This window comes from Rhizobium glycinendophyticum (assembly GCF_006443685.1).
Taxonomy (GTDB): domain Bacteria; phylum Pseudomonadota; class Alphaproteobacteria; order Rhizobiales; family Rhizobiaceae; genus Allorhizobium; species Allorhizobium glycinendophyticum.
The window spans coordinates 14,118-34,516 of record NZ_VFYP01000005.1 but is presented as its reverse complement, the minus strand read 5'-3'; the positions used below and the strand labels follow the sequence as shown (position 1 = coordinate 34,516).

General features: G+C 60.5%; 19 protein-coding genes and 1 pseudogene. 7 read left to right on the top strand and 13 right to left on the bottom strand.

What is annotated here, in order from left to right:
• Positions 1-38: 38 nt before the first annotated feature.
• From FJQ55_RS20485 to FJQ55_RS20465, 5 genes are all read right to left on the bottom strand, one after another.
• Positions 39-1,457, bottom strand: coding sequence for an efflux transporter outer membrane subunit (locus FJQ55_RS20485; RefSeq protein ID WP_140831466.1), 1,419 nt, complete (start codon positions 1,455-1,457; stop codon positions 39-41).
• A 128-nt stretch (positions 1,458-1,585) separates the two neighbouring features.
• Positions 1,586-4,702, bottom strand: coding sequence for an efflux RND transporter permease subunit (locus FJQ55_RS20480; protein ID WP_140831464.1), 3,117 nt, complete (start codon positions 4,700-4,702; stop codon positions 1,586-1,588).
• A 41-nt stretch (positions 4,703-4,743) separates the two neighbouring features.
• Positions 4,744-5,955, bottom strand: coding sequence for an efflux RND transporter periplasmic adaptor subunit (locus FJQ55_RS20475; protein ID WP_140831462.1), 1,212 nt, complete (start codon positions 5,953-5,955; stop codon positions 4,744-4,746).
• A gap of 142 nt (positions 5,956-6,097) precedes the next feature.
• Positions 6,098-6,727 carry a TetR/AcrR family transcriptional regulator gene (locus FJQ55_RS20470; protein ID WP_246085224.1) on the bottom strand — a complete coding sequence of 210 codons (630 nt, stop codon included), beginning with the start codon at positions 6,725-6,727 and terminating at the stop codon, positions 6,098-6,100.
• Positions 6,728-6,765: 38 nt separating this feature from the next.
• Entirely contained in the window at positions 6,766-7,722 is a 957-nt protein-coding gene (locus FJQ55_RS20465; protein ID WP_140831458.1) for a phosphoribosylaminoimidazolesuccinocarboxamide synthase, read from the bottom strand.
• A 316-nt stretch (positions 7,723-8,038) separates the two neighbouring features.
• Between FJQ55_RS20465 and FJQ55_RS20455 the strand changes: the two are divergent.
• Positions 8,039-8,350 (top strand): annotated as a pseudogene (locus FJQ55_RS20455) (transposase); the annotation flags it as partial.
• A gap of 43 nt (positions 8,351-8,393) precedes the next feature.
• Here the strand turns inward: FJQ55_RS20455 and FJQ55_RS20450 are convergent.
• Positions 8,394-9,239: an SDR family NAD(P)-dependent oxidoreductase gene (locus FJQ55_RS20450; protein ID WP_140831713.1), complete on the bottom strand. Its 846-nt coding sequence runs from the start codon at positions 9,237-9,239 to the stop codon at positions 8,394-8,396.
• A 141-nt stretch (positions 9,240-9,380) separates the two neighbouring features.
• Here FJQ55_RS20450 and FJQ55_RS20445 point away from each other — a divergent pair, with 141 nt between their 5' ends.
• Positions 9,381-10,325 (top strand): LysR family transcriptional regulator, encoded by a 945-nt coding sequence (locus FJQ55_RS20445; protein WP_140831456.1) that lies wholly within the window; start codon positions 9,381-9,383, stop codon positions 10,323-10,325.
• Here FJQ55_RS20445 and FJQ55_RS20440 read toward each other — a convergent pair.
• Complete coding sequence (locus FJQ55_RS20440) at positions 10,289-11,164, bottom strand: inositol monophosphatase family protein (protein WP_140831454.1); 876 nt, start codon at positions 11,162-11,164, stop codon at positions 10,289-10,291. The two genes, FJQ55_RS20445 and FJQ55_RS20440, sit on opposite strands and share 37 nt — an antisense overlap.
• Before the next feature lie 66 nt (positions 11,165-11,230).
• On the opposite strand from FJQ55_RS20440, the gene FJQ55_RS20435 reads away from it, so the two are divergent.
• Entirely contained in the window at positions 11,231-11,890 is a 660-nt protein-coding gene (locus tag FJQ55_RS20435) for a TetR/AcrR family transcriptional regulator (RefSeq protein ID WP_140831452.1), read from the top strand.
• On the opposite strand, the gene FJQ55_RS20430 is transcribed toward FJQ55_RS20435, so the two are convergent.
• The gene (locus FJQ55_RS20430) at positions 11,871-12,743 is read right to left on the bottom strand and encodes an AraC family transcriptional regulator (RefSeq protein ID WP_140831450.1); all 873 of its coding nucleotides are present in this window, start codon (positions 12,741-12,743) and stop codon (positions 11,871-11,873) included. The two genes, FJQ55_RS20435 and FJQ55_RS20430, sit on opposite strands and share 20 nt — an antisense overlap.
• A gap of 176 nt (positions 12,744-12,919) precedes the next feature.
• On the opposite strand from FJQ55_RS20430, the gene FJQ55_RS20425 reads away from it, so the two are divergent.
• The 3 genes from FJQ55_RS20425 (at position 12,920) to FJQ55_RS20415 (ending at position 14,942) form a co-directional block, all read left to right on the top strand.
• A complete protein-coding gene (locus FJQ55_RS20425) occupies positions 12,920-13,663 on the top strand; it encodes an SDR family NAD(P)-dependent oxidoreductase (protein WP_140831448.1) in 744 nt (247 codons plus the stop codon).
• 35 nt (positions 13,664-13,698) lie between these two features.
• Positions 13,699-14,049: a nuclear transport factor 2 family protein gene (locus tag FJQ55_RS20420; protein ID WP_167507773.1), complete on the top strand. Its 351-nt coding sequence runs from the start codon at positions 13,699-13,701 to the stop codon at positions 14,047-14,049.
• A 116-nt stretch (positions 14,050-14,165) separates the two neighbouring features.
• The gene (locus tag FJQ55_RS20415; protein ID WP_208758240.1) at positions 14,166-14,942 is read left to right on the top strand and encodes a carbon-nitrogen hydrolase family protein; all 777 of its coding nucleotides are present in this window, start codon (positions 14,166-14,168) and stop codon (positions 14,940-14,942) included.
• A gap of 10 nt (positions 14,943-14,952) precedes the next feature.
• Here FJQ55_RS20415 and FJQ55_RS20410 read toward each other — a convergent pair whose 3' ends face one another.
• From FJQ55_RS20410 to FJQ55_RS20395, 4 genes are all read right to left on the bottom strand, one after another.
• The gene (locus FJQ55_RS20410) at positions 14,953-15,942 is read right to left on the bottom strand and encodes a quinone oxidoreductase family protein (RefSeq protein WP_140831446.1); all 990 of its coding nucleotides are present in this window, start codon (positions 15,940-15,942) and stop codon (positions 14,953-14,955) included.
• Between the two features lie 88 nt (positions 15,943-16,030).
• Positions 16,031-16,513, bottom strand: coding sequence for a nuclear transport factor 2 family protein (locus FJQ55_RS20405; RefSeq protein ID WP_140831444.1), 483 nt, complete (start codon positions 16,511-16,513; stop codon positions 16,031-16,033).
• A 49-nt stretch (positions 16,514-16,562) separates the two neighbouring features.
• The gene (locus FJQ55_RS20400) at positions 16,563-17,387 is read right to left on the bottom strand and encodes an oxidoreductase (RefSeq protein ID WP_140831442.1); all 825 of its coding nucleotides are present in this window, start codon (positions 17,385-17,387) and stop codon (positions 16,563-16,565) included.
• Positions 17,388-17,414: 27 nt separating this feature from the next.
• Complete coding sequence (locus FJQ55_RS20395) at positions 17,415-18,425, bottom strand: zinc-dependent alcohol dehydrogenase family protein (RefSeq protein WP_140831440.1); 1,011 nt, start codon at positions 18,423-18,425, stop codon at positions 17,415-17,417.
• Between the two features lie 99 nt (positions 18,426-18,524).
• Here FJQ55_RS20395 and FJQ55_RS20390 point away from each other — a divergent pair, with 99 nt between their 5' ends.
• The gene (locus FJQ55_RS20390) at positions 18,525-19,394 is read left to right on the top strand and encodes a LysR family transcriptional regulator (protein WP_246085223.1); all 870 of its coding nucleotides are present in this window, start codon (positions 18,525-18,527) and stop codon (positions 19,392-19,394) included.
• 30 nt (positions 19,395-19,424) lie between these two features.
• Here the strand turns inward: FJQ55_RS20390 and FJQ55_RS20385 are convergent, their stop codons facing one another.
• A complete protein-coding gene (locus FJQ55_RS20385) occupies positions 19,425-20,315 on the bottom strand; it encodes a LysR family transcriptional regulator (RefSeq protein ID WP_140831436.1) in 891 nt (296 codons plus the stop codon).
• Between the last annotated feature and the right edge of the window lie 84 nt (positions 20,316-20,399).

The following is a 20,399-nucleotide window of genomic DNA, read 5'->3' as shown; positions in this document are numbered from 1 at the left end:
CCGGTGCCGGGCCTCCAAAATGCCGGTCTGTCTACAGATTACTTGCTGGCAACGACAGTCTTGCCGCCCCAGGCGTAACCGCCGCCGATGGCAACGTTCAGATTGACGTAGTTGGTTGCCATCTGCTGAACCGCCTGAGCGAGGTTGGCCTGAGCGCTTGCGACGTTGCGCTGTGCATCGAGCACGTCGAGCAGCGAGGATGCGCCGTCACGATAGCTTGCTGTCGCCAGCTGCAGGGCTTCCTGATAGGAGCGCACGGTCGCCGTCAGGGCCGAGACGGTCTGGCGGGTGCGGTTGACCGCGACCAGAGCGTTCTCAACTTCCTCGACAGCGCCCAGAACAGTTTCCTTCCACGCCAGATAGGCTTCGCGTGCGGATGCCTTTTGCGCGTCAACATTGGCGCGGCGCGTGCCGGCGTCGAAGATCGGCAGGTTCAGGCTCGGGCCGAAGCCCCAGCTGCTGCTCGCACCGAAGGCATTCGAGGTCGAGACATAGGCCGGCGTGATCGAGCCGCTGAGCGTAATTGACGGGTAGAGCGCGGCTTCGGCGACTCCGACTTCAGCAACGGCGGATGCCAGCTGGCGCTCTGCCGCACGGATGTCCGGACGGTTGCGGATCAGATCTGCCGGTACGCCAGCACTGACGCTGCGACGGGCGTAAGGTTGGGGCGCCCCCTTCTGCAGGTCGGCGACCAGCGTCGCTGCAGGCAGGCCGAGCAGAACCGCGATGCGGTGCGTCGACTGGCGGAACGAGGTTTCCAGACCGGGAATTTCGGCCAGTGTCGAGTTCACCAGACCTTCGGACTGCACGACATCGAGACGAGATGCGGCGCCCGCTTCCAGCTGCAACTGGGTCAGCTGCAGGGTCTCTCTGCGGGATGCGAGGTTCTGCTTCGCGATCGCGATGCGTTCCTGATAGTAGCGCGCGTCGACATAGGCCGAGACGACGCTGGACAGATAGGTGAGCCGTGCAACGTCGGCGCTGGCATAAGCAGCATCGAGGGTTGCCTTGGCGCTTTCCTTCGATCGCTTGTACTGGCCGAACAGGTCCAGAAGCCAAGAGACGCTGATGCTGCCTGAGCTTGTTGAATTCGTCGGGCTGTCCGTGACCAGGGCACCCTTCGCATCACGCCCGGCAGTCTCCTGGGAAGCGGATAAGTTGAGCTGCGGGAACGCGCCAGCGTCCGAAGCACGGAAGCTTGCCTCGGCCTGAGAGATCCGCTCGATGGCCTGCAGGACGTCCAGGTTCTCTGCCAAACCCTTTTCCACCAAAGAGTTCAACCGCGGATCATTGAAGGCGGTCCACCAGGGGGCCAGGGAAACATCGCCAGCTGCTTTGGTGCTGCCTTCAGAAAACTTTACAGGCAGGGCGGTCTGAGGTGTCTCGTGATCAGGTCCGACGACGCAACCAGAGAGTAGGAGCATTACAAGTGGAGCGGCTGCGCGAATGGATGGCATCACGTTTTCCTGTGTTCGTCCCCGGTCGTCCTTGAGGGCCGTTATAGCACCCTCGCCGAAGACCGCATTGTTCACGCAGGCCAACCCGGCAGCCTACGCAATAGTTGGTTAACATAGTTTGTCAATCTTCACGATGACAGCGAATCTTTCGGTTTTGCACTGCCGGAAAGTCGCCGAACGATGACGAAAAACGACGGTACAAAGAAGATACCGAGGGCCGTTGCGGTCAACATGCCGCCCAGGACACCGATACCGATGGAATTTTGTGCAGCGGAGCCCGCCCCGGTGGCAACTGCCAGCGGGACGACGCCCAGAATGAACGCGAGCGACGTCATGACAATCGGGCGCAGGCGAAGCTTTGCGGCCTCCAGTGTTGCATCAATGACACTGATTCCGGCTGCCTGACGGTCCTTTGCAAACTCCACGATGAGAATCGCATTCTTCGCCGCAAGACCGATCGTCGTCAGCAAGCCAACCTTGAAATAGACGTCGTTGGACTGGCCAAAGAAGGATGCCGCGGCCACAGCGCCAAGCACGCCGACCGGCACCGCCATGATGACGGAGAAGGGGATCGACCAGCTTTCATACAGGGCTGCAAGGCAGAGGAAGACGATCAGGACAGACAGCGCATAGAGCATCGGAGCCTGCGAGCCCGACAGTCGTTCCTGGTAGGAAATGCCCTGCCAAGCGACGGTGTAGCCACCCTCCATGGCGGAGGTCAGCTGTTCCATCGTGTCCATCGCGGTACCGGAACTGACGCCGGCACCTGCTGCGCCTTCGAGCGAAATTGCCCCCACGCCGTTGAAGCGGCTGAGTGTCGGCGCGCCGCTGATCCACTGCGTCTTGATGAAGGAGGAGAAGGGGACCATCTCGCCGTCGGAATTACGCGCATGCCAGTCGTTGATCGCGTCTTCGCGCATGCGAAAAGGCGCATCACCCTGGACATAAACCGGCTTCAATTCGCCATTGAGAGTGAAATCGTTGACGTCACGGCCCGCAAAGATTGTCGACAGCATGCTGTTGACGGTTGCGATATCGAGACCCATCGCGCCCATCTTTTCCTGATCCAGGAGGAACTTCAGCTGGGTTTCGGCGGGCGGGTTGTTGGACCGCAGCGAGCTGACGTTCGGATTGCCGTTACCCGACTGGATCAGCGTCTGAGAGGCCGTTGTCAGCGCCTGGGTGCCGCGTTTGCCGCTGTCGACGAGATACATCGAGAAGCCGCTGGAGTTGCCAAGGCCCGGGATCGCAGGAGGCTGAAGCGGGAAGACCTGTGCATCGCGCAGGGTGAAGAAATAGCCCATGGCGCGTTGAACGATGGCTGACGCGGCCAGTTCAGGCTTGGTGCGCTGATCGAAGTCCTTCAGCTTGGCAAAGACCAGAGCATAGTTCTGACCCGATCCGACGAAGGAGAAGCCGGAGACGGAGAACACGTCCTGAATGGCGTCCTTTTCCTTCTCCAGATAGTAGTCTTCGATCTTGTGAATGATCTCGCCCGTGCGTGTGGACGCTGCCCCGTTCGGCAACTGCACGATCGTCATCAACACGCCCTGGTCTTCCTGCGGCAGAAATGACGTCGGCAGGCGAAGGAAGAACCAGCTCATGCCGCCGATGACCAGGGCGAACATCAGCAGGACGCGGAGCGGCCGCTTCAGAAGGTAGGCGATGGACGAGACGTAACCGCCGGTCGCCCTATCGAAGTTGCGATTGAACCAGGCCGCCGGTCCCCACTTGGCCTTATGGTGATCGACAGGCTTCAACATCGTCGCGCAGAGTGCTGGCGTCAGCACGATAGCGACGAGCGCCGACAGCAGCATGGCTGAGACGATGGTGACCGAGAACTGGCGATAGATGATGCCGGTCGACCCGCCGAAGAAGGCCATAGGGATGAAGACGGCGGTCAAGACGAGCGCGATACCGACGATTGCGCCGGTGATTTCGCCCATGGACTTTTCCGTCGCCTCGAGCGGCGACAGGCCTTCTTCAGTCATGATGCGTTCGACGTTTTCAACGACAACGATCGCGTCGTCGACGAGCAGACCGATGGCAAGGACCATAGCAAACATCGTCAGTGTGTTGATTGAATAGCCGGTAAGCGCAAGGATGCCGAAGGTACCCAGAAGCACCACGGGGACGGCGATCATCGGGATGAAGGTGGCCCGCAGGTTCTGCAGGAAAATTAGAAGGACAAAGAAGACGAGGATGATCGCTTCAATCAGCGTGTGCACCACCTTCTCAATCGACAGCTCGACGAACGGCGTCGTGTCATAGGGATAGGTGATGACGACGTTCTCAGGCAGCGACGGTGCAATGGTCGCGAGCTGGGTCTTCACCCGGTCGGCGGTATCCAGTGCGTTCGCGCCCGTTGCCAGATTAACGGCAAAACCGGTTGCCGGGTTGCGGTTGGAGCGGGTGTTGGTGGAGTAGCTTTCCTGGCCGATCTCGATGCGGGCAACGTCGCTCAGACGGACGGTTGCACCATCCGTTTCGGTGCGAAGGATGATCGACTCGAAATCCGAGACGGACTGCAACTGGCTTTGTGCCGTTACCGTCACATTCAGCTGCTGGCCTTCCTCTGCCGGAAGGCTGCCGAGCGCGCCAACGGAGACCTGAGTGTTCTGCGCCTGGATCGCCGACGTTACGTCGGTCGGGGTGAGCTGGAACTTGTTCAGCTTGTAAGGATCGAGCCAGACGCGCATGGCATAGCCGGTGCCGAATACCTGGATGCTGCCGACTCCCTCCAGACGCTTGATCTGGTCTTCAATCTGGGTCGAGAAGATGTCGCCGAGCTGGACGTTGGACCGCGCACCATCGGTAGAGACGAGGGCGCCAACGAGCAAAATGCTGGAGGTCGAGCGGGTCACTGTGAGGCCGTCGGACTGGACGACATCCGGAAGCTGCGATTGCACGAGTTGCAGCTTGTTCTGCACCTGCACCTGGGCAATGTCCGGATCGACGGAATTGCCGAAGGTCAGGGTGACTGAAGCGGATCCTGTGCTCGAGGACGAGGTCATGTAGGTGAGGTCATCAAGACCCGTCATGCCGTCCTCGATGATGGAGGTGACAGACTTCTCGACGGTCTCGGCGCTTGCACCGGTATAGGTCGCGGAGATGCGCACCGTTGTCGGGGCAATCTCCGGATACTGCGCGATGGACAGCGTTGAAATCGCGAGCGCGCCGCCGAGCATGATGATGATCGCGATCACCCAGGCAAAGATCGGGCGACGGATGAAGAATTTGGCCATTGGTTGTTCCCTAACGCCTGTGTTGCCTTGCTATCGCACGCTCATGGCTGTGCGGCAGGGGCGGCATCCGGCGCCGCGGTGACTTCGACCAGTCCCTTTTCATTCACCTTGGCGTCGACCGGTTGAACCGGCGCACCATCACCAATCCACTGGAAACCGTCGACTATGAGCTTGTCACCGTCATTTATGCCCGACGAAACCAACCAGTTGTTGCCCGAAACCTGGCTCTCCTTGAAGGTCCGCGTTTCGACCTTGCCATCCGCCGTGACGAACTTGGCCGAAAGCTCGCCGTTCGGATTGCGCGTCGCGGCACGCTGGGGAATGAGATAGCCTTCTTCGGTGCCGACATTGACTGTGGCGCGAACATACATGCCGGGCAGGATCAGATCGTCCGGGTTGTCGAAAACTGCGCGGATCGTGAAGGTCCCGGTGGTCTCACTTACCGCCATTTCCGACATGTCGAGCTTACCGACGACTGGGTAATCGATGCCGTCATCCAGGGTCAGCCGAATGTCGGTGATCTGGTCGTCGGTCCGATTGATGCGGCCGGCCTTGATCGCTTCCCGCAAACGCAGAAGGTTAACGCTCGATTCCGTCAAATCGATGTAAATCGGATCGAGACGGCGGAGGGTCGTCAAGGCATCCGTCTGATTGGCAGTGACGACATTGCCGATCGAGAAACTGGACGCACTCGTCACGCCCTCGAAGGGCGCGCGGATTTCCGTGAGGTTCAACTCGATATCAGCAGACCGCAGGTTCGCCTTGGCAACGGCCACATCGGCTTCGGCCTGAAGCAGGGTCACTCGAGCATTCTCCAACTCCACCTGTGTGGCGCCGCTGCCGACCAGTCGCTCCTGTCGGGCAAGGTTCGACTTCGCCGTCGGAACGCTCGCTTCCGCTTTGCGCAGGCTCGCTTCCGCCTGAGCAGATGCGGCGGCGTAGGTATCGTCCTCGATCTTATAGAGCAGGTCGCCCGCCTTCACTTCGCTGCCCTCGCGAAATGATATTTCCTTGATCACGCCGCTGACACGCGGACGGATCTGAGCGGTCTGATAGGCCGATGCACGCCCGGGTAGGGTGGTAGTCAGCGGATAGGCCGCCTTTTTCATCGTCACGACACTGACCTGCGCGGGTGGACGCTCGCCGCCCTTGCCCCCAGGTCCTGCGGCATTCGCAGACTTATTTTCGCTGCAGCCAGCAAGGGCGCCGATGCAGAGGAGGAGGGCTGAGGCGATTTGGAAGCGTGGCGTCATGAAACTCTCACTGATGCAAGTCTTGGTGGCGTTGAAATCGGAGGCTGTTCACTTGCCGATCAACCGGATATCAGTTCCTCGGTTCGTGCTCATTGGGAAGAGAACGGTCGCGCCACGATTAAGTGACGTATGTCAAACTTCATCACTTGGCAAGCGGCGACCGCAGTGCAGCATCAATGAGAGCAACAACTTCACGGCATCGTGTTGCCAATATATCAGCCTTCTCATTGGCGATCATGACAGGATGAATGACGCAGGCGAGCGCGTTGAAGGCCGCCTGAGCGAAGCGATCCACATCGACGACGAAGTAAGTTCCTTCATCGACGCCTGCTTGGATGATCTGCGAGATCGTCTCGATCATGATCTCCTGGAACCGCTCGCCGCAATCCAGTTCCTCGCGCACGGTCACCAGGATCATCTCGAAGATGTAAGGTGCCTCCTCAATCTTCTTGAGATGTGACTGCATGAGATCATGTGCGAGGGTGAAGAGACGCTGGGAGGCGGGCGCTTTTCCGTCCAACGTCTTTAGAACCTGAAGGGTCTTTTCAATCGATCTCGTGGCGATGGCATCGACTAGGCTGCTTTTGGTACGAAAGTGCTTGAAGACGTTCGCCGGCGACATGCCGAGTTCAGCCGCAATGTCGGCGATGGTAACACTGGCATAGCCATGCGACCGAAACAACGCCTCCGCCGTGTTCAGAATCTCTGCGCGCGTTTCATCCGCCGAACGACGAGGACGCTTGCCCGCAACGCCGTCAGTTGCGGTAGACACGTGATCCGAAACATATGCGCGGGACGCTCGATCCATTCCTATGCCTGCTTCTCCTGGAAATAGGGCGCGAGATTGCCGCGGACACGTGCCCAGGGCGTTGCGCCGCTATCATCGGGGACGAATTTCTCCCCCGTGATGGCTTCATATGCACTTATATATACATGAGACGTTTGCTCGACCAGTGCGAGCGGAATTTCGGGAATGTCGTCTTGATAAGGATCGCAGCGCTCAACGACCCAGGAACGCACGAAATCCTTGTCGAAGCTCTGCGGACGGTCGCCCCTCTCAAAGCTCTGCTGGTAGCTGTCAGCAATCCAGTAGCGGCTGCTGTCGGGCGTATGGATCTCATCGGCGAGAATGATCGTGCCATCCTCGTCGGTCCCGAATTCGTATTTGGTGTCGACCAGGATAAGGCCACGTTCGGCTGCCAGTTTCTGACCACGCGCAAAAAGCGCCAGGGCATACGTGGATAGCGTCTTCCATTGCTCAGCGGTCAGGAGCTTTTTCGAGATGATCTCGTCCGGCGTCAGAGGTTCATCATGGCCGCCGTCGAATTCCTTGCTGGTTGGCGTAATGATGGCTTCCGGCAGTTTCTCATTGTCGCGCAGGCCGTCCGGCAGGGTGATCCCATACATGCGGCGCTCACCCTTCTTATAGAGAGTGAGGATGGACGTCCCGGTGGTGCCGGCGAGATAGCCGCGCACGACAATTTCCACGGGCAGGATATCAAGTCGCTTGCCGACCACAACATTGGGGTCCGGATAAGCCACGACATGATTGGGGCAAATGTCCTTCGTCTGCTCGAACCAGAAGCGGGCGGTCTGAGTGAGAACCTGTCCCTTATAAGGGATACATGTCAGGATACGGTCGAAAGCGCTCAGTCTGTCTGTCGAGATGATAATGCGCGTGCCATCGGGCAGGTCGTAATTTTCCCTGACCTTGCCGCGATAGTAGTTCGGCAGTTCCGGATAATGGGCTTCGGAGAGGATGCGCATCGGAAACTACCTCGCTCTTTCTTTATGCAGCAGTTTGTCTGAGGCGGTTCCGGCCTCGTTGTCTTCGCGGTAGCGCAAAGCTCATTCTCTTTCAAAGGAAAAGCGCATGGCGGGGCCATGCGCTCTCTGAAAGTCGTCGATCGATCTGCGCTTAAGCGTCTGACCGATGAAGGCGGGTGGTGAAGAAGGGTTGTCGGTTGCCCTAGGGGCCAGAACTTCGCCGCAGCAAGCACTGCGAGATCCACGAGAGGCTCGACGATGACAACAGACATATACACCATGCCAAATGTCGCGATATTGGCGACGTTCGAGGCCTCGAAGCCGTGGCCGTGGAGCGCCCAGTGAGCGTTGCCGCGCTGGCGTACCGCACGGCCATCGGAAAACGACGACGTTTACCGATGCGTTGCGCCTCACCGGAATGACCGCACCATTCGTCTACGATGGCGCAATGAACGGCAACGTCTTCCGTCCTTATTTCGAACAGGTGCGGCTTCCCACCCTGAAAATCGGCGACGTGGTTGTCATGGATAACCTGCCTGCGCACAACACAGCCGGTGTCCGCGATGCCATTGAACGTGCCGGTGCCAGGCTCGTGTTCCTTCCGCCCTACAGCCCAGACTTTAATCCGCCCTGATCGCCAAGGCCAATGAAACCCACACGAAACATCTCATTCATTTGATGTCTCCAACCAACTTGGACGCCATATCCCAAAGCCGATCGGCATTGGCGCTGTCGAGCGCATAGGGTGCCACGCCTTCAAGCCTGCCACCCGGTCGTTGCGTCACCAGCGGCGCCTCCTGGCAATCGTCGAAATACTGGCCACTCACCCCCTCCACCAAAGGGGAAGCCGCCAGAAGCACTGATGTCGCGGCACCTTGTGCAGGCGTCTTGCGAAATTCTTCCGGCGTTCGCAGGCCTCCAGTATGCCGCTGAAGGCTGGTCGCGATCGCCCCCGGATTGAGGGCGTTGGAGACGATTCCGTCAGAAGCCCAGCGATCCTTGATCCCGACGGACAACAGGATGCAGGCTGTCTTCGACTGCGCATAGGCCAGCAGCGGATCGTAGGGAATGAAACGGAAATGCGGATCATCCCAGAACACGGGACCAAACAGGCTACCTGTCGAACTGACCGAAACGACCCGCGCATTACCAGCCTTGGCAAGATGCCGTCGCAGGCCGAGCGTCAAAGCAAAGTGGCCAAGGAAGTTGGTCGCAAACTGCATTTCGCAACCCTCCACGGTGCGTTGCAAGTCTGGCAAAGCCATGATCCCGGCATTGTTGATGAGCGCATGCAGGGGACTTTCCCAGTTTTTGATGAAGCGCCGAACGGACGTCAGGTCGGACAGATCAAGCGGACGCACGTCGATCTGCCCGTTTCTTGTGTTCGCCCGAATGATGCGCGCGACCTCTTCCGCCGCGTCGGTGCGGCGCGCGGCTATCGTTACGGAAGCGCCCGCTGCGGCGAGGCTTTTCACTGTTTCGATCCCGATGCCGCTCGCGCCGCCGGTGACGATCATCGTTTTACCTGAGAGGTCAACGCCGCTCAGGACCTCATCAGCGGTGGAGGGGAAGCCGTAGGGTATCTGGAATGACATTGATTTGACCTTTGTTTCCGAGGGATTGCAAAGGAGATAACATTCCGGCATTGTCTCAATTAGATGGACACAAGTGGACAGAATGGTGAGGCTTTTCGAACACCGATCGCGCTGTCTCCGGCAGAGCTGGCGGCCTTTGTCGCGGTGGCTCAGTCCGGCGGATTTCGTGCTGCTGCGCGACGATCAGATCTCAGTCCCTCGGCACTCAGCCACAGTGTGGCCAATCTCGAAGCGCGGCTGAATGTTCAGCTCTTCCAACGCTCGACCCGGAACGTGTCTCTAACGGAAGCCGGTCAGCGTTTCCTTTCCCGCCTTGCACCTGCGCTGCATGAGATCGAAAAGGCCGTCGAGGAACTGGGTGATTATAGTGTGGCACCTTCTGGCACGATCCGGATCAACGCCGACGCCACGGCCGCGGAACAGGTTTTGAGGCCGCTGCTCCTCAAGTTCATGGCGTCGTTTCCCAAGGTTCAGATCGAGATCGTTAGCGAGGGGCGGCTTGTCGATATTGCTGAGCACGGGTTCGATTGCGGCATCCGGTCCAGCGAAATTGTTTCCGAAGACATGATCGCCATCCCGCTCGGGCCGATGCAGCAGCATATCGTCGTGGCGGCACCTACCTATCTCCAAACGGCACCACCATTGCGCTCTCCGGCAGACGTGGCGGAACATCGTTGCATTCAGCTTCGGATGCCGTCAGGCCGCTTGTATCGATGGGAGTTTGAACATCGCGGCAAAGCTCTTGTGGTCGAAACGAAGGGGAACCTTATCCTCGACAACTCCCGCCTTATTCTTGCTGCGGCGTTGGATGGCTACGGGCTCGGCTATTTGACCCGGTGGATGGCGCGCTCGGCAATCGATCAGGGATTGCTGGTGCAAGTGTTATCCGAATGGACGCCACCCTATCCGGGGTTGTGCCTCTATTACCCGCGCCACCGCCACCTGAGCGCCACAATGCGGGCGTTCGTCACCTATTTGCGCGAACAGGCGTCTGCATCTTCGCGTTGATGTGCAACGACGTTATCCGTCGGCCTGCTCGGCTGGTCTTGCATTCTGAAGGTTTGCTGGAGATCCCGGCAAATAGTCTGGTTGCCGGTCAGGATGCCGTCCCCCGTGGTAAACTCTCCCCCGCTCAATGTGCTCACCTGCCCACCGGCTTCGGTGACGAGAAGGCTTCCCGCCAGCCAATCTCCCGGGTCGTTGCCGGTTTCCCAGAAGCCATCCAGCCGGCCCACTGCAACATAGGCCAGTTGAAGCGATACGGCAGCCATTGGTCGGATGACGAAGGCGCTGTTAGAAGCAGCTCCTAACAGGGCGAGCGCGCGGTCCCGATCCGTCGGCCCGACCTGCGCGAGAGGTGGAATGGATGTGCCGAGAACTGCCACTTGAAGGTTTTGCTTGTTGGAGACCGACAGTCTTCTTCCGTTGCAGGTCGCGCCGCAACCCTTTTCCGCAATGAAGGTCTCCTTCAGTGCTGGGTCATGGACGATGGAGAATACGGGCTTGCCGTCAACAATCAGGACTAGCGAGCTTGACCAGAGGGGCAGGCGCTGGATGAAGTGATAAGCTCCATCGACGGGGTCATAAAGCCAGTAGGGACGCCCATCTTTTAGGTTGCCATTGTCTTCGTCCGCCCAGCCAATATCTGGATAGTCGATGGACAATTGCTTGCGCAATTCTACGCCAGCCCGTGCGCTGATGTGCTGGATCCATCGAATGACGATTTGAAGTGGTTGATCGGGTTCAGGCCGTTCCGTAATAAGGGCTAGTCGGGCTGCTGCATCGCAGACGAGCTCGACTATTCGCTTTGTATCAAGGGCTAGTTCTTGTATGTCGCTCTCCTTCATCTTCGATTAAGCGACAGAATAGATGTCGTGGCGCGAGCGGCCACTCGCATTCTGAAGGACGACGCGATGCCTATCTCAAAGCAGGTTTTTGCGCGTAAAAGCGCCCAGCAGACCCGCTCCGTGTACACAGTCGACTGCATCGTCGAGGCCGCTGCTCGCATTCTGGAGGAGGGGCGCCTGGAGCATTACAACACCAATACCATCGCGGAGCGGGCGGGCGTGAGCGTCGGCTCGCTCTATCAGTATTTCCCGAACAAGGATGCCATCACGGCGGAACTCTGGCGGCGGTCCGGGGCGATCCTGGTCGAAGATGTGGTGACGGCGTCACATCATCAGGACTGGCGCCTTGCCATCATAGGCATGGCAGAAGCGGCCGTGCGGCATCAGTTGCAGCGTCCGGATCTTGCGGTTCTGCTCGACCGTCAGCAGCATCATTTCGAAAGCGCCGAACTTGACCGTCCGGCGTCCTGCACGATCCTGCGATGTATAGAGCATGTGCTGGTAAGCTCGAAAATGCCCTTGCACCACAGCGCTCGCATCATGGCTTCGGATCTGTTCTCCATCACCCGTAGCCTGTGCGATAACGCTTCGGCCGCAAGCGAACGCGATTCAGGCTCGCTGCTCAGCCGCATCTGCCATGCCGTTTTTGGATATATGCGGGTCGATGAAAGCGATTTCGCTTACCTGGACCGTCATCTCATTGCGCCTACCCGCGCAGTGCCCTGATATCCAGCGACGGTGGCCGACCGAACTGACGCGCATACTCGCGGCTGAACTGGTTCGGGCTCTCATAGCCGACCCTGAAGGCAATCGTGGTGGCATTTCCTTCGCCTGCAATCAGCAGGGAGCGCGCGTGCAGCAGGCGGACATGCTTGTGATACTGGAGCGGGCTGAGTGCAGTCACGGCTTTGAAGTGGCGATGAAAGGCAGATACGCTGAGGGCTGCCATGTCCGCGAGGTTCTCCACCCGCAAGGGCCGCGCAAAATTCTCTCTTATCCAGCGGACGGCGCGTTCAATTCCCGCAAACGGGGTTTCTGGCGCAGCGATGGCGCGCAGCATGTAGCCAAGCGGCCCCTGCAGCACGTGGAGCAGGATTTCGCGCTCATAAAGCGGCGCAAACAGAGGAATCTCCTCCGGCCGCTCCATCAGACGCAACATCCGGACCCAAGCGTCCAGCAGATCGTCTGAAACAGGCGCGACCGAAAAGCCAGCGCTGATGGCAGATGACGCGGCATGATTGGGCAAGCCGGCCAGAAGCTCCGCCAGAATGGCGGGCTCAAGCGACAGGCTGACGGCCAGATAAGGATCGCCGTGATCGGACGCGCTGACCGCGCCCACCGCCGGCAGATCGACAGTCATGACGAAATAGGTTGCCGGATCGTAGCGCAGGGTGCGGTCGCCGATCGTCATCGTCTTGGATCCGGTGAGGATCAGGTTGATCATCGGCTCATAAACCATGGCCAGACGGTGCTCGGGGATTTCGCCCTTGACCATCGCCACCCGCGGGATGCCGGTCTCGGTGCGCCGATTTTCCGCCCATGACGCCAGTCGGCGCAGTTCTAGAAGTCGTTTCTCCATCGAGCTGATCATCTCAAGGGAATCTGCAATACGCAAGAGCCAGGCAGGATTAGGCAAGTGGGGAAGAGGATCGGGAATGCGCGGCTGGCACCGCTGCTGCTATCCGATGCGCATCAGATTTCATCTCCGAGAGCGGTCTTCGCTTCTCGGTCGAAGCTAAGATCAAAGGAGCAGCCATGCCTATCGTCATCATTACCGGTGGAAGTCGCGGGATCGGGGCCGCAACCGCGCTCGCATGCGCGAGACGCGGAATGGGCGTCCTGATCACGTTCAACGCCAATCAGGATGCGGCGGAAACGGTGGTCAAGACTATCTGCCAACAGGGTGGCCAAGCGGCCGCCGTGAAGCTCGATGTCGCCGACAGCGCGTCCTTTCCCGCATTTCGCGACGAGGTCGCCCGCCGGCTTGAAGCGGTCTGGAACACGGATCGTTTCGACGCCCTCGTCAACAATGCGGGCTTCGGTCAATTCAATCCGATCGTCTCCGTCACCGAAGATGATTTCGATGCCCTTTATCGCGTGCACCTGAAGGGCCCTTTCTTCCTGACCCAAACGCTTCTGCCGCTGATGGCGGATGGCGGCCATGTCGTCAATATCAGCAGCGCCACGACCCGGGTGGCCACATCCGGCGTCGCGCCCTATGCCGCCTTCAAGGGTGGGTTGGAGGTGCTGACCCGGTACATGGCTAAGGAGTTCGGGGACCGTCGCATCCGCGCCAATTCGATCGCCCCCGGCGCGATCCGCACCGATCTGGGCGGCGGCCTGAATGATGAGTTTGAGACCCTGTTGGCGGGGCAGACAGCGCTCGGCCGCATCGGCGAGCCCGACGATGTCGGCGCCATGATCGCAAACCTGCTGGGCGAGGACAGCCGCTGGATCAACGCGCAGACCATCGAAGTGTCGGGCGGATACATGATTTGACCCTGACGAGACCTTTCGGCGAAAGAGAGATTTCGATGACATTAATGAAACCTCACGCATGGCGCAAGGCGGCCAATGCGCTGATCGCTGCGCTCAACGCCTTCGACGCCGAAGGTGTCCAGGCGCTGTTTACGGCCAATGCCGTGATCGATGATCCCTCGACAGGTCATATATTCGAGGGCCATGCCGGCATCGGCGACTATGTCGAGCGGTATTTCCGAGGATATCATACGGTGACCCGCTTTTTGTCGCTAACCGATCTTGGCGATAACAAAGCCCGACTCCGCGTCGATTTCACGGGCGACTTCGGCCACGAGACAGGCCTGCTCGTGATTGAGGCCGATCCCGATGGATTGTTCGTCCGCATCGACGCCGATCTTGAATAGAAGTCCGGAGCGACCCGCGCCGATTTTTGAGCGGGACGAACCAGAGGCTGATAGGCTGGCATCAAGCTTGGTAAGGCAATGCGGACCAAAAGCGCGCATTTGGAGGAGGAGCGACCATGGTGACGGCATGCGCAGTGGAATGGCCGGATGGAATGGTCGTTGGAAGCCAGCAATGGCGCGCCTGCGCCGACGCTGTCAGCCGCCTTTCGCCCGATATTCTGATCACCAACGAAATGCCGTTTGGCGCCTGGCTGCCGAAGACGTTGCCTTATGATCAGGCCCGCGCCGAAGCATGGGCGGACCTGCATGCGCAGTCTCTGCCTGCGCTTGGGGAACTCGCGGCGGCGGTGATTTCTTCGCGGCCCGTCGTCCATGGCGGGCGGCTCGCCAATGAGGCCTTTGTTATCGAAAATGGCGTTTACCGCATCTTGCATCACAAACATCTTTTCCCCGCCGAAGAGGGCTGGCAGGAGGACGGGTGGTTTGCGCCTGCCATCCCAGGTTTTGACACGCATGTCATCGCGGGCTTGAGGGTTGGCGTGCTTCTCTGCACCGAGTTGATGTTTCCGGAACGAGCCCGCGCGCTCGGCAAACAGGGCGCCCATCTGATCGCCGTGCCGAGAGCGTCCGGACGCAGCATGTCCCACTGGCGCACCGCAGGCGCCATGGCGTCCATTGTCAGCGGCGCCTATGTCATGAGCTCCAATCGTGTCGGCGCTGCTGATGGCGAGCCGCCCATCTTCGGCGGCGGCGGCTTCGTATTCGATCCCTCGGCAAACCCGCTGGGTGACACCAGCCAGAGCGAACCTTTGCTGCTGGCGATCATCGATCACGAAAAGGCAGACGCGGCCAAGGCTCAATACCCCGTCTATGTGCGGGAACGAGATTTCTGAGCCCTTTCGTTTAGCGATTGATCTCCAGCACGATCCGCCCGTCGAGCGTGCGGCTTTCCATCTTGCGGTGGGCGGCCGGCGCGTCCTCGAGCGGCAGCAGATCAACCACGATGTTCCCCAGACCCGCAGCCAGCGCCGTTAACGCCGCCTCGAGTGCGGGGCGAACAACCTGCGGATGGGTGGCGAAATAGGCAGCGGCATTGAAACCGGACATTGACATGCTGCCAAGCCAGAGATCATTGGACTTGACCTCATGCGTCCAGTCACCGCTGGCATTGCTGGCGACAATGAGGCGGCTCCCCGCACGCATCAGCTTGAGACTGTCCGACCGGACCGCACCGCCGACGGGGTCGATGACGACGTCGAAGGTCTCGTTCTGAAGCGCCGCCGCGAAATCCGGGGAGTCGACGATCTTGTCGTAGGGCAGGTGGGTTGTCTCCGCTGCCTTGATTTTGGACGAACGAACGGTCCCGACAATTCGGGATGCGCCTAGCTGCCTTGCCATGCCGGGGAAGCCCGAGGACAGGCCGCCAAGCGCGCCATGCACGAGCAGGCTTTCGCCTTTCTCCAAATGCGCCACGCGGGTGAGCGCAACATGCGCCATCGCCATGTTCGGGACCATTGCGACAGCAAGGGCGGGATCGATGTCATAGCCCTCGATCGACACCACCATGGGTGCCTGCGCCACGTAGACCGACGCATAACCGCCGGTACCGGATCCATCGGAGAGCGACAGCACCCATTCCCCGACCCGGAAACCGGTGACGCCTGCTCCAAGTGCGCGCACCGTGCCGGACACCTCCAGGCCTGGGGTAAAGGGCGGCTGCGCCATGCCGGCCACGTCCTTGAACTGGCCCCGGCGGAACAGGAGGTCGATCAAACCGACCGCCGCATGGCTGACATCGATTGTGATCTCGCCCGGACCGGGAACGGGATCTGGTCGGTCGGTCAGGACCAGCACATCGGGCCCGCCAAAACGGCTGGCTTCGATCGTTTTCATGATAATCTCCAGTCTTCAAAAGCGCCCGATGGGCGGTTTAAAGGAAGGCTCTGCCTTGCTGCTGACTGCCGCCCATATCTGCGCGCGACTATGCGTCCGGAAACGCCATGGGCAGGTCGTGCACGATCACATGGCGGGCGATACGCCAGGTCCCGTTCACCCGGGAAAGATGCGGCCGGTAATAGCCGGATTCGATCGGCGTGATCGTTCCCTGGGCACCACTGGCGCCTGCCGGCCATCCACCGGCGGGGCGTTCGAGCCCGACCGTGTTGTAGACGATAAACTGCGCGTCGATCGTGGCCTCGTCACCGTCGATGGTGACGATATGGTCGAATGTCGTGTGGTGGCTCCACCCGCGCTCGGGATGTGGCGCCATCATGCCACGCACGGCGTTGCCGATTGTCTCGGCGCCGGACAGTTCGCCGAGCTTCGTCTGGACGCCGCGATTGCTGTAGTAAATTTCCACGCTTGCGTCGGGCAGAAATACGTCCGCCATCGCCTCGGGATTACGATGATCGGCGGCACGGACATAGCGGGCAAGCACTTCGATGAGGTCGGATCGGTGTGACATGTGTGTTCACTCCATTGGGTTGAAGGTCATCCGGCAAGCTTCAGGCCGCTTAAAAATCGGTCGAAACCGAGATGTTGCGCCAGGCCTCGATGATCGCCGCATCTGACCGGTGCTTGGCTTCGATCGCCGCGATGGTGTCGCTTCCAAGCGGCAGGCGGACCGGGGTTTCCGGCGCATCGGCAAGATCCAACACGACCTGGGCCAGCCGGTCCGGATCACCGGGCTGGCGCTGGTTCATGGCCACCGTCCTGTCGCGAACGGCACCTGCCGTTGTGGCGTAGTCGGGGATTTCGTTTTGCCCGGTGCGCAGCGACGTGGCGTCGAGGAAATCCGTGCGGAAATAGCCGGGCTCTATGGCGGTAACGTCGATGCCGAGCGGTGCGAGTTCGATCCGCAACGATTCCGACAGTGCCTCGACGGCGAATTTTGTCGCCGAATAGACGCCGAAGCCGGCGCCGGCACGGTAGCCGCCGATCGATGAAAAGTTGAGGATCCGGCCGGAACGGAGCCTGCGCATCCCGGGAAGGATCGCGCGGGTGACGGCCAGCAGGCCGAACACATTGGTGCGAAACAACGCCTCTACCTCTTCTGCGCTTGCCTCTTCCACGGCGGAGACCAGGCCATAGCCGGCATTGTTGACAAGAATGTCGATGCGGCCGAAGCGGGCAGTGGCTTGCGCCGCGGCCGCCTCGGCCTGCTGCGCGTCGTTCACGTCCAGTGCAACCGCGAGCAACTTGTCACTCCGCCCCAACCGATCGACAATCGATTGGGGATTGCGGGCGGTGGCGACAACAGCGTCGCCTCGTGCCAGTGCTTTTTCGGCGATCCGTGCGCCGAAGCCGCGCGATGCGCCGGTGATGAACCAGGTCTTCATGGCCGTCCTCCTGTCCTTTCTGCCGGCTCAGGCGGCATCGGCGATGGAGACGACGATCTTGCCGGTGGCGCTGCGATCGGCGAGGGCTGCATGGGCCTCCGTCACCGCGTTGATCGCGAAGGTTCTCGGATCGAGCCGCGGAATGAGCTTACCCGCCTCCACCATCACAGCGGCCTCCCGCAGGATATCACCGTAATGTTCGCGACCGATCCCGTTCAGTAGCGGGGCCAGGGTGAAGACGCCGGAATAAGTGCCGGCCTTGAAGGACAGGGGCGCAAGGGCATGCGTGCCCCAGCCAAGGCAGCTGACGACATGGCCGAAACGCTTGACCGCCTGAAAGGAAGCGTCAAGAACGGCGCCACCGCCGGTATCGTAGACAAGGTCGAAACCTTCGCCCCCGGTGTGGCGTGCGACATAATCCTCAAGCTTTTCCGTCGTATAATCGATGGGCGTCGCCCCCATGGAGCGGATGAAATCCGCCTTAGGAGCGCCGTCGGTGGCAAACACTTTTGCGCCGAGAGCGACCCCAATCTGCACCGCGACATGGCCGACACCGCCGCCGCCGCCCTGCACGAGCAAGGTCTGGCCGGACTGAATGCGGGCGCGATCGACAAGCCCCTCCCACGCCGTGATGGTGACAAGCGGCAGCGCGGCTGCCTCGCGCATCGTGAGGTTTGCAGGTTTTAATGCGAGAAGCCTTGCATCGACTGATGCATATTCCGCCAGCGTTCCCTGAATACCGCCGACTCCACCTGTCATGCCGTAGACGGCATCGCCGACACGGAACGCCGTAACGTCCGGCGCCACCGCCTCGACCACGCCGGCAAGGTCGATGCCCAGAACGGCCGGCAGCGGATGGCGGGCATGGGCTGCGGCACCGGCACGGATCTTGGCATCGAGCGGATTGACGCCGCTCGCGTGGATGCGAACGAGCACCTCGCCGAGGTTCGGCACGGGACGGGCGATTTCGGCCAGGCGGAATGCGCCATCATTGGTCTCGACGAGGGCGGCTTTCATGGTGTGTGTGCTGCGGGTCATGACACTCTCCTTGTTGATCACTGGACTATGCGGCCAACAAAGCTGTATGACGACGATAAGTATTGCACGAAGCGCGTGCAAATTTGCATGGGGTGTATGGTGCGCGATTTCGAATGGAGCGACCTTCCAATCTTTCTCGCGATTGCCCGGGAAGGCACACTGGGCGCTGCCGCTCGGCGGCTGAAGCAGACGCAGCCGACCATGGGTCGCCGCCTGCGTGCGCTGGAACAGGCGGCGGGCGCGAGCCTCTTCCAGCGGACGAGCGACGGCTTCGTGCTGACTGACGAGGGCCAGTCGCTCTTCCAGCATGCCCTGCGCATGGAAGAGGAAGCCCATGCCATGCAGCGTGAGTTGGCAGGCAGCGTGAAAGGTCTTGATGGCCTCTTGCGCCTATCCTGTTCCGACTGGTTCGGAACGACCGTGCTTAGCCCGGTTCTGGCGGAGTTCAGCCGGCTGCATCCTAACGTCACGGTGGAATTGCTGACCGATCCGCGCCTCTACAGCCTATCTCGGCGGGAGGCAGATCTCGTCATGCGGATCACGCCTTTCGATGAGCCGGAGGTGATTGCCCGCAAGCTCGTGACCATTCCCTACGGGCTCTATGCAGCGCAAAGCTATCCCACACCGACCCTCGGCGACGGCGAGGGCTGCCCGCTGATACTGATGGACACGGCCTTCGGCGGTATGCCGGATGTAAGCTGGGTGACGCAGGCGCTTCCGCGAGCAAACGTCGTCTGCCGCAGCAACAACCGCGAGGTGCAGGCACGGCTCTGTGCACTCGGTGCAGGCTTTGCCGTGCTACCACGGCCGCTTGCGAACGCTACGCCCGGACTTCGGTTGGTGGATCTTGGCACTCAGCCGCCGTCGCGCGAGACCTGGATCGGCTATCATCGAGACTTGAAGCGCCTGCCGCGCCTACGCGCGCTGCTCGATCTCATCCTGGAGCGGATCGCGCTCGCGCCCGTCTGAGGGCGAAAGACACCGATTGCGGATCAAGCCTCAGTTCAGGAGCCTATTGTCTCTCAAGATCGGCACAGCCATGTCGATGAAGGCGCGAACCTTGGCGGGCGCGCTCCGGCCTTCGGGATAGAGAAGGTGGATGGGGAGCGGCGGCTCTTCATAGTCGCCGAGCACGATCTGCAACTCGCCGGCAACCAATGCCGGGCCGATCTGGTAATGCAGGACGCGGGTGAGGCCAAAGCCCTGACGGGCCGCAGTGATCGCGGCCTCGTTGGTGTTGCACTGGAGGCTCGGCGTGATCGTCACCTTCTGATCTCCCGCAAAACGCCATTCCGGCGAGGCCCAGGCGCTGGTTGGCGCCGCTACTCGATGATCCCGCAGATCGGCGGGGGTTGTCGGAACGCCGTGCTCTTCGAAATAGCGGGGCGCGCCGCAGACCACATGCCGGATCGCCCCCACCTTGATGGCGGTGAAACCGGAATCAGGCAGATGGCCGATGCGCAGGGCCACATCCGCGCCTTCTTCGATCATGTTGATGGGACGGTCGACAAAGAGCGTTCTAGCCCGCACGCGCGGGTAGGCGTTGAGATAGTCAATGACGATCGGCAGCACATGCATCTGCCCGAACAATGCAGGTGCCGTAATATTGAGCGTTCCAGTCGGTGTCGCATAAGTGCCGCCGGCGGTTGCCTCAGCCTCGGCAATGTCGGCGAGAATGCGCCGGCAGTCGCCCAGATAGCGGTTGCCGGCCTCGGTCATCTTCACCGAACGGGTGGTGCGGACGAAGAGGCGCGCACCGATCAGATCCTCAAGTGCTGCGACGGTTCGGGTGACAGCCGGCGCGCTCATGTTCATGTGCCGTGCGGTCTCGGCAAAACTCTCGGTCTCCGCCACCTTGACGAAGATCCGCATCGCCTGCCATCGATCCATGTCTTTCCCCCCGTGCCCTTGTGGCAACATTTGCATTGATCGCGTGGTGGCGCCAGTCGGAAACCGGCGCCACCGGAAGCATGT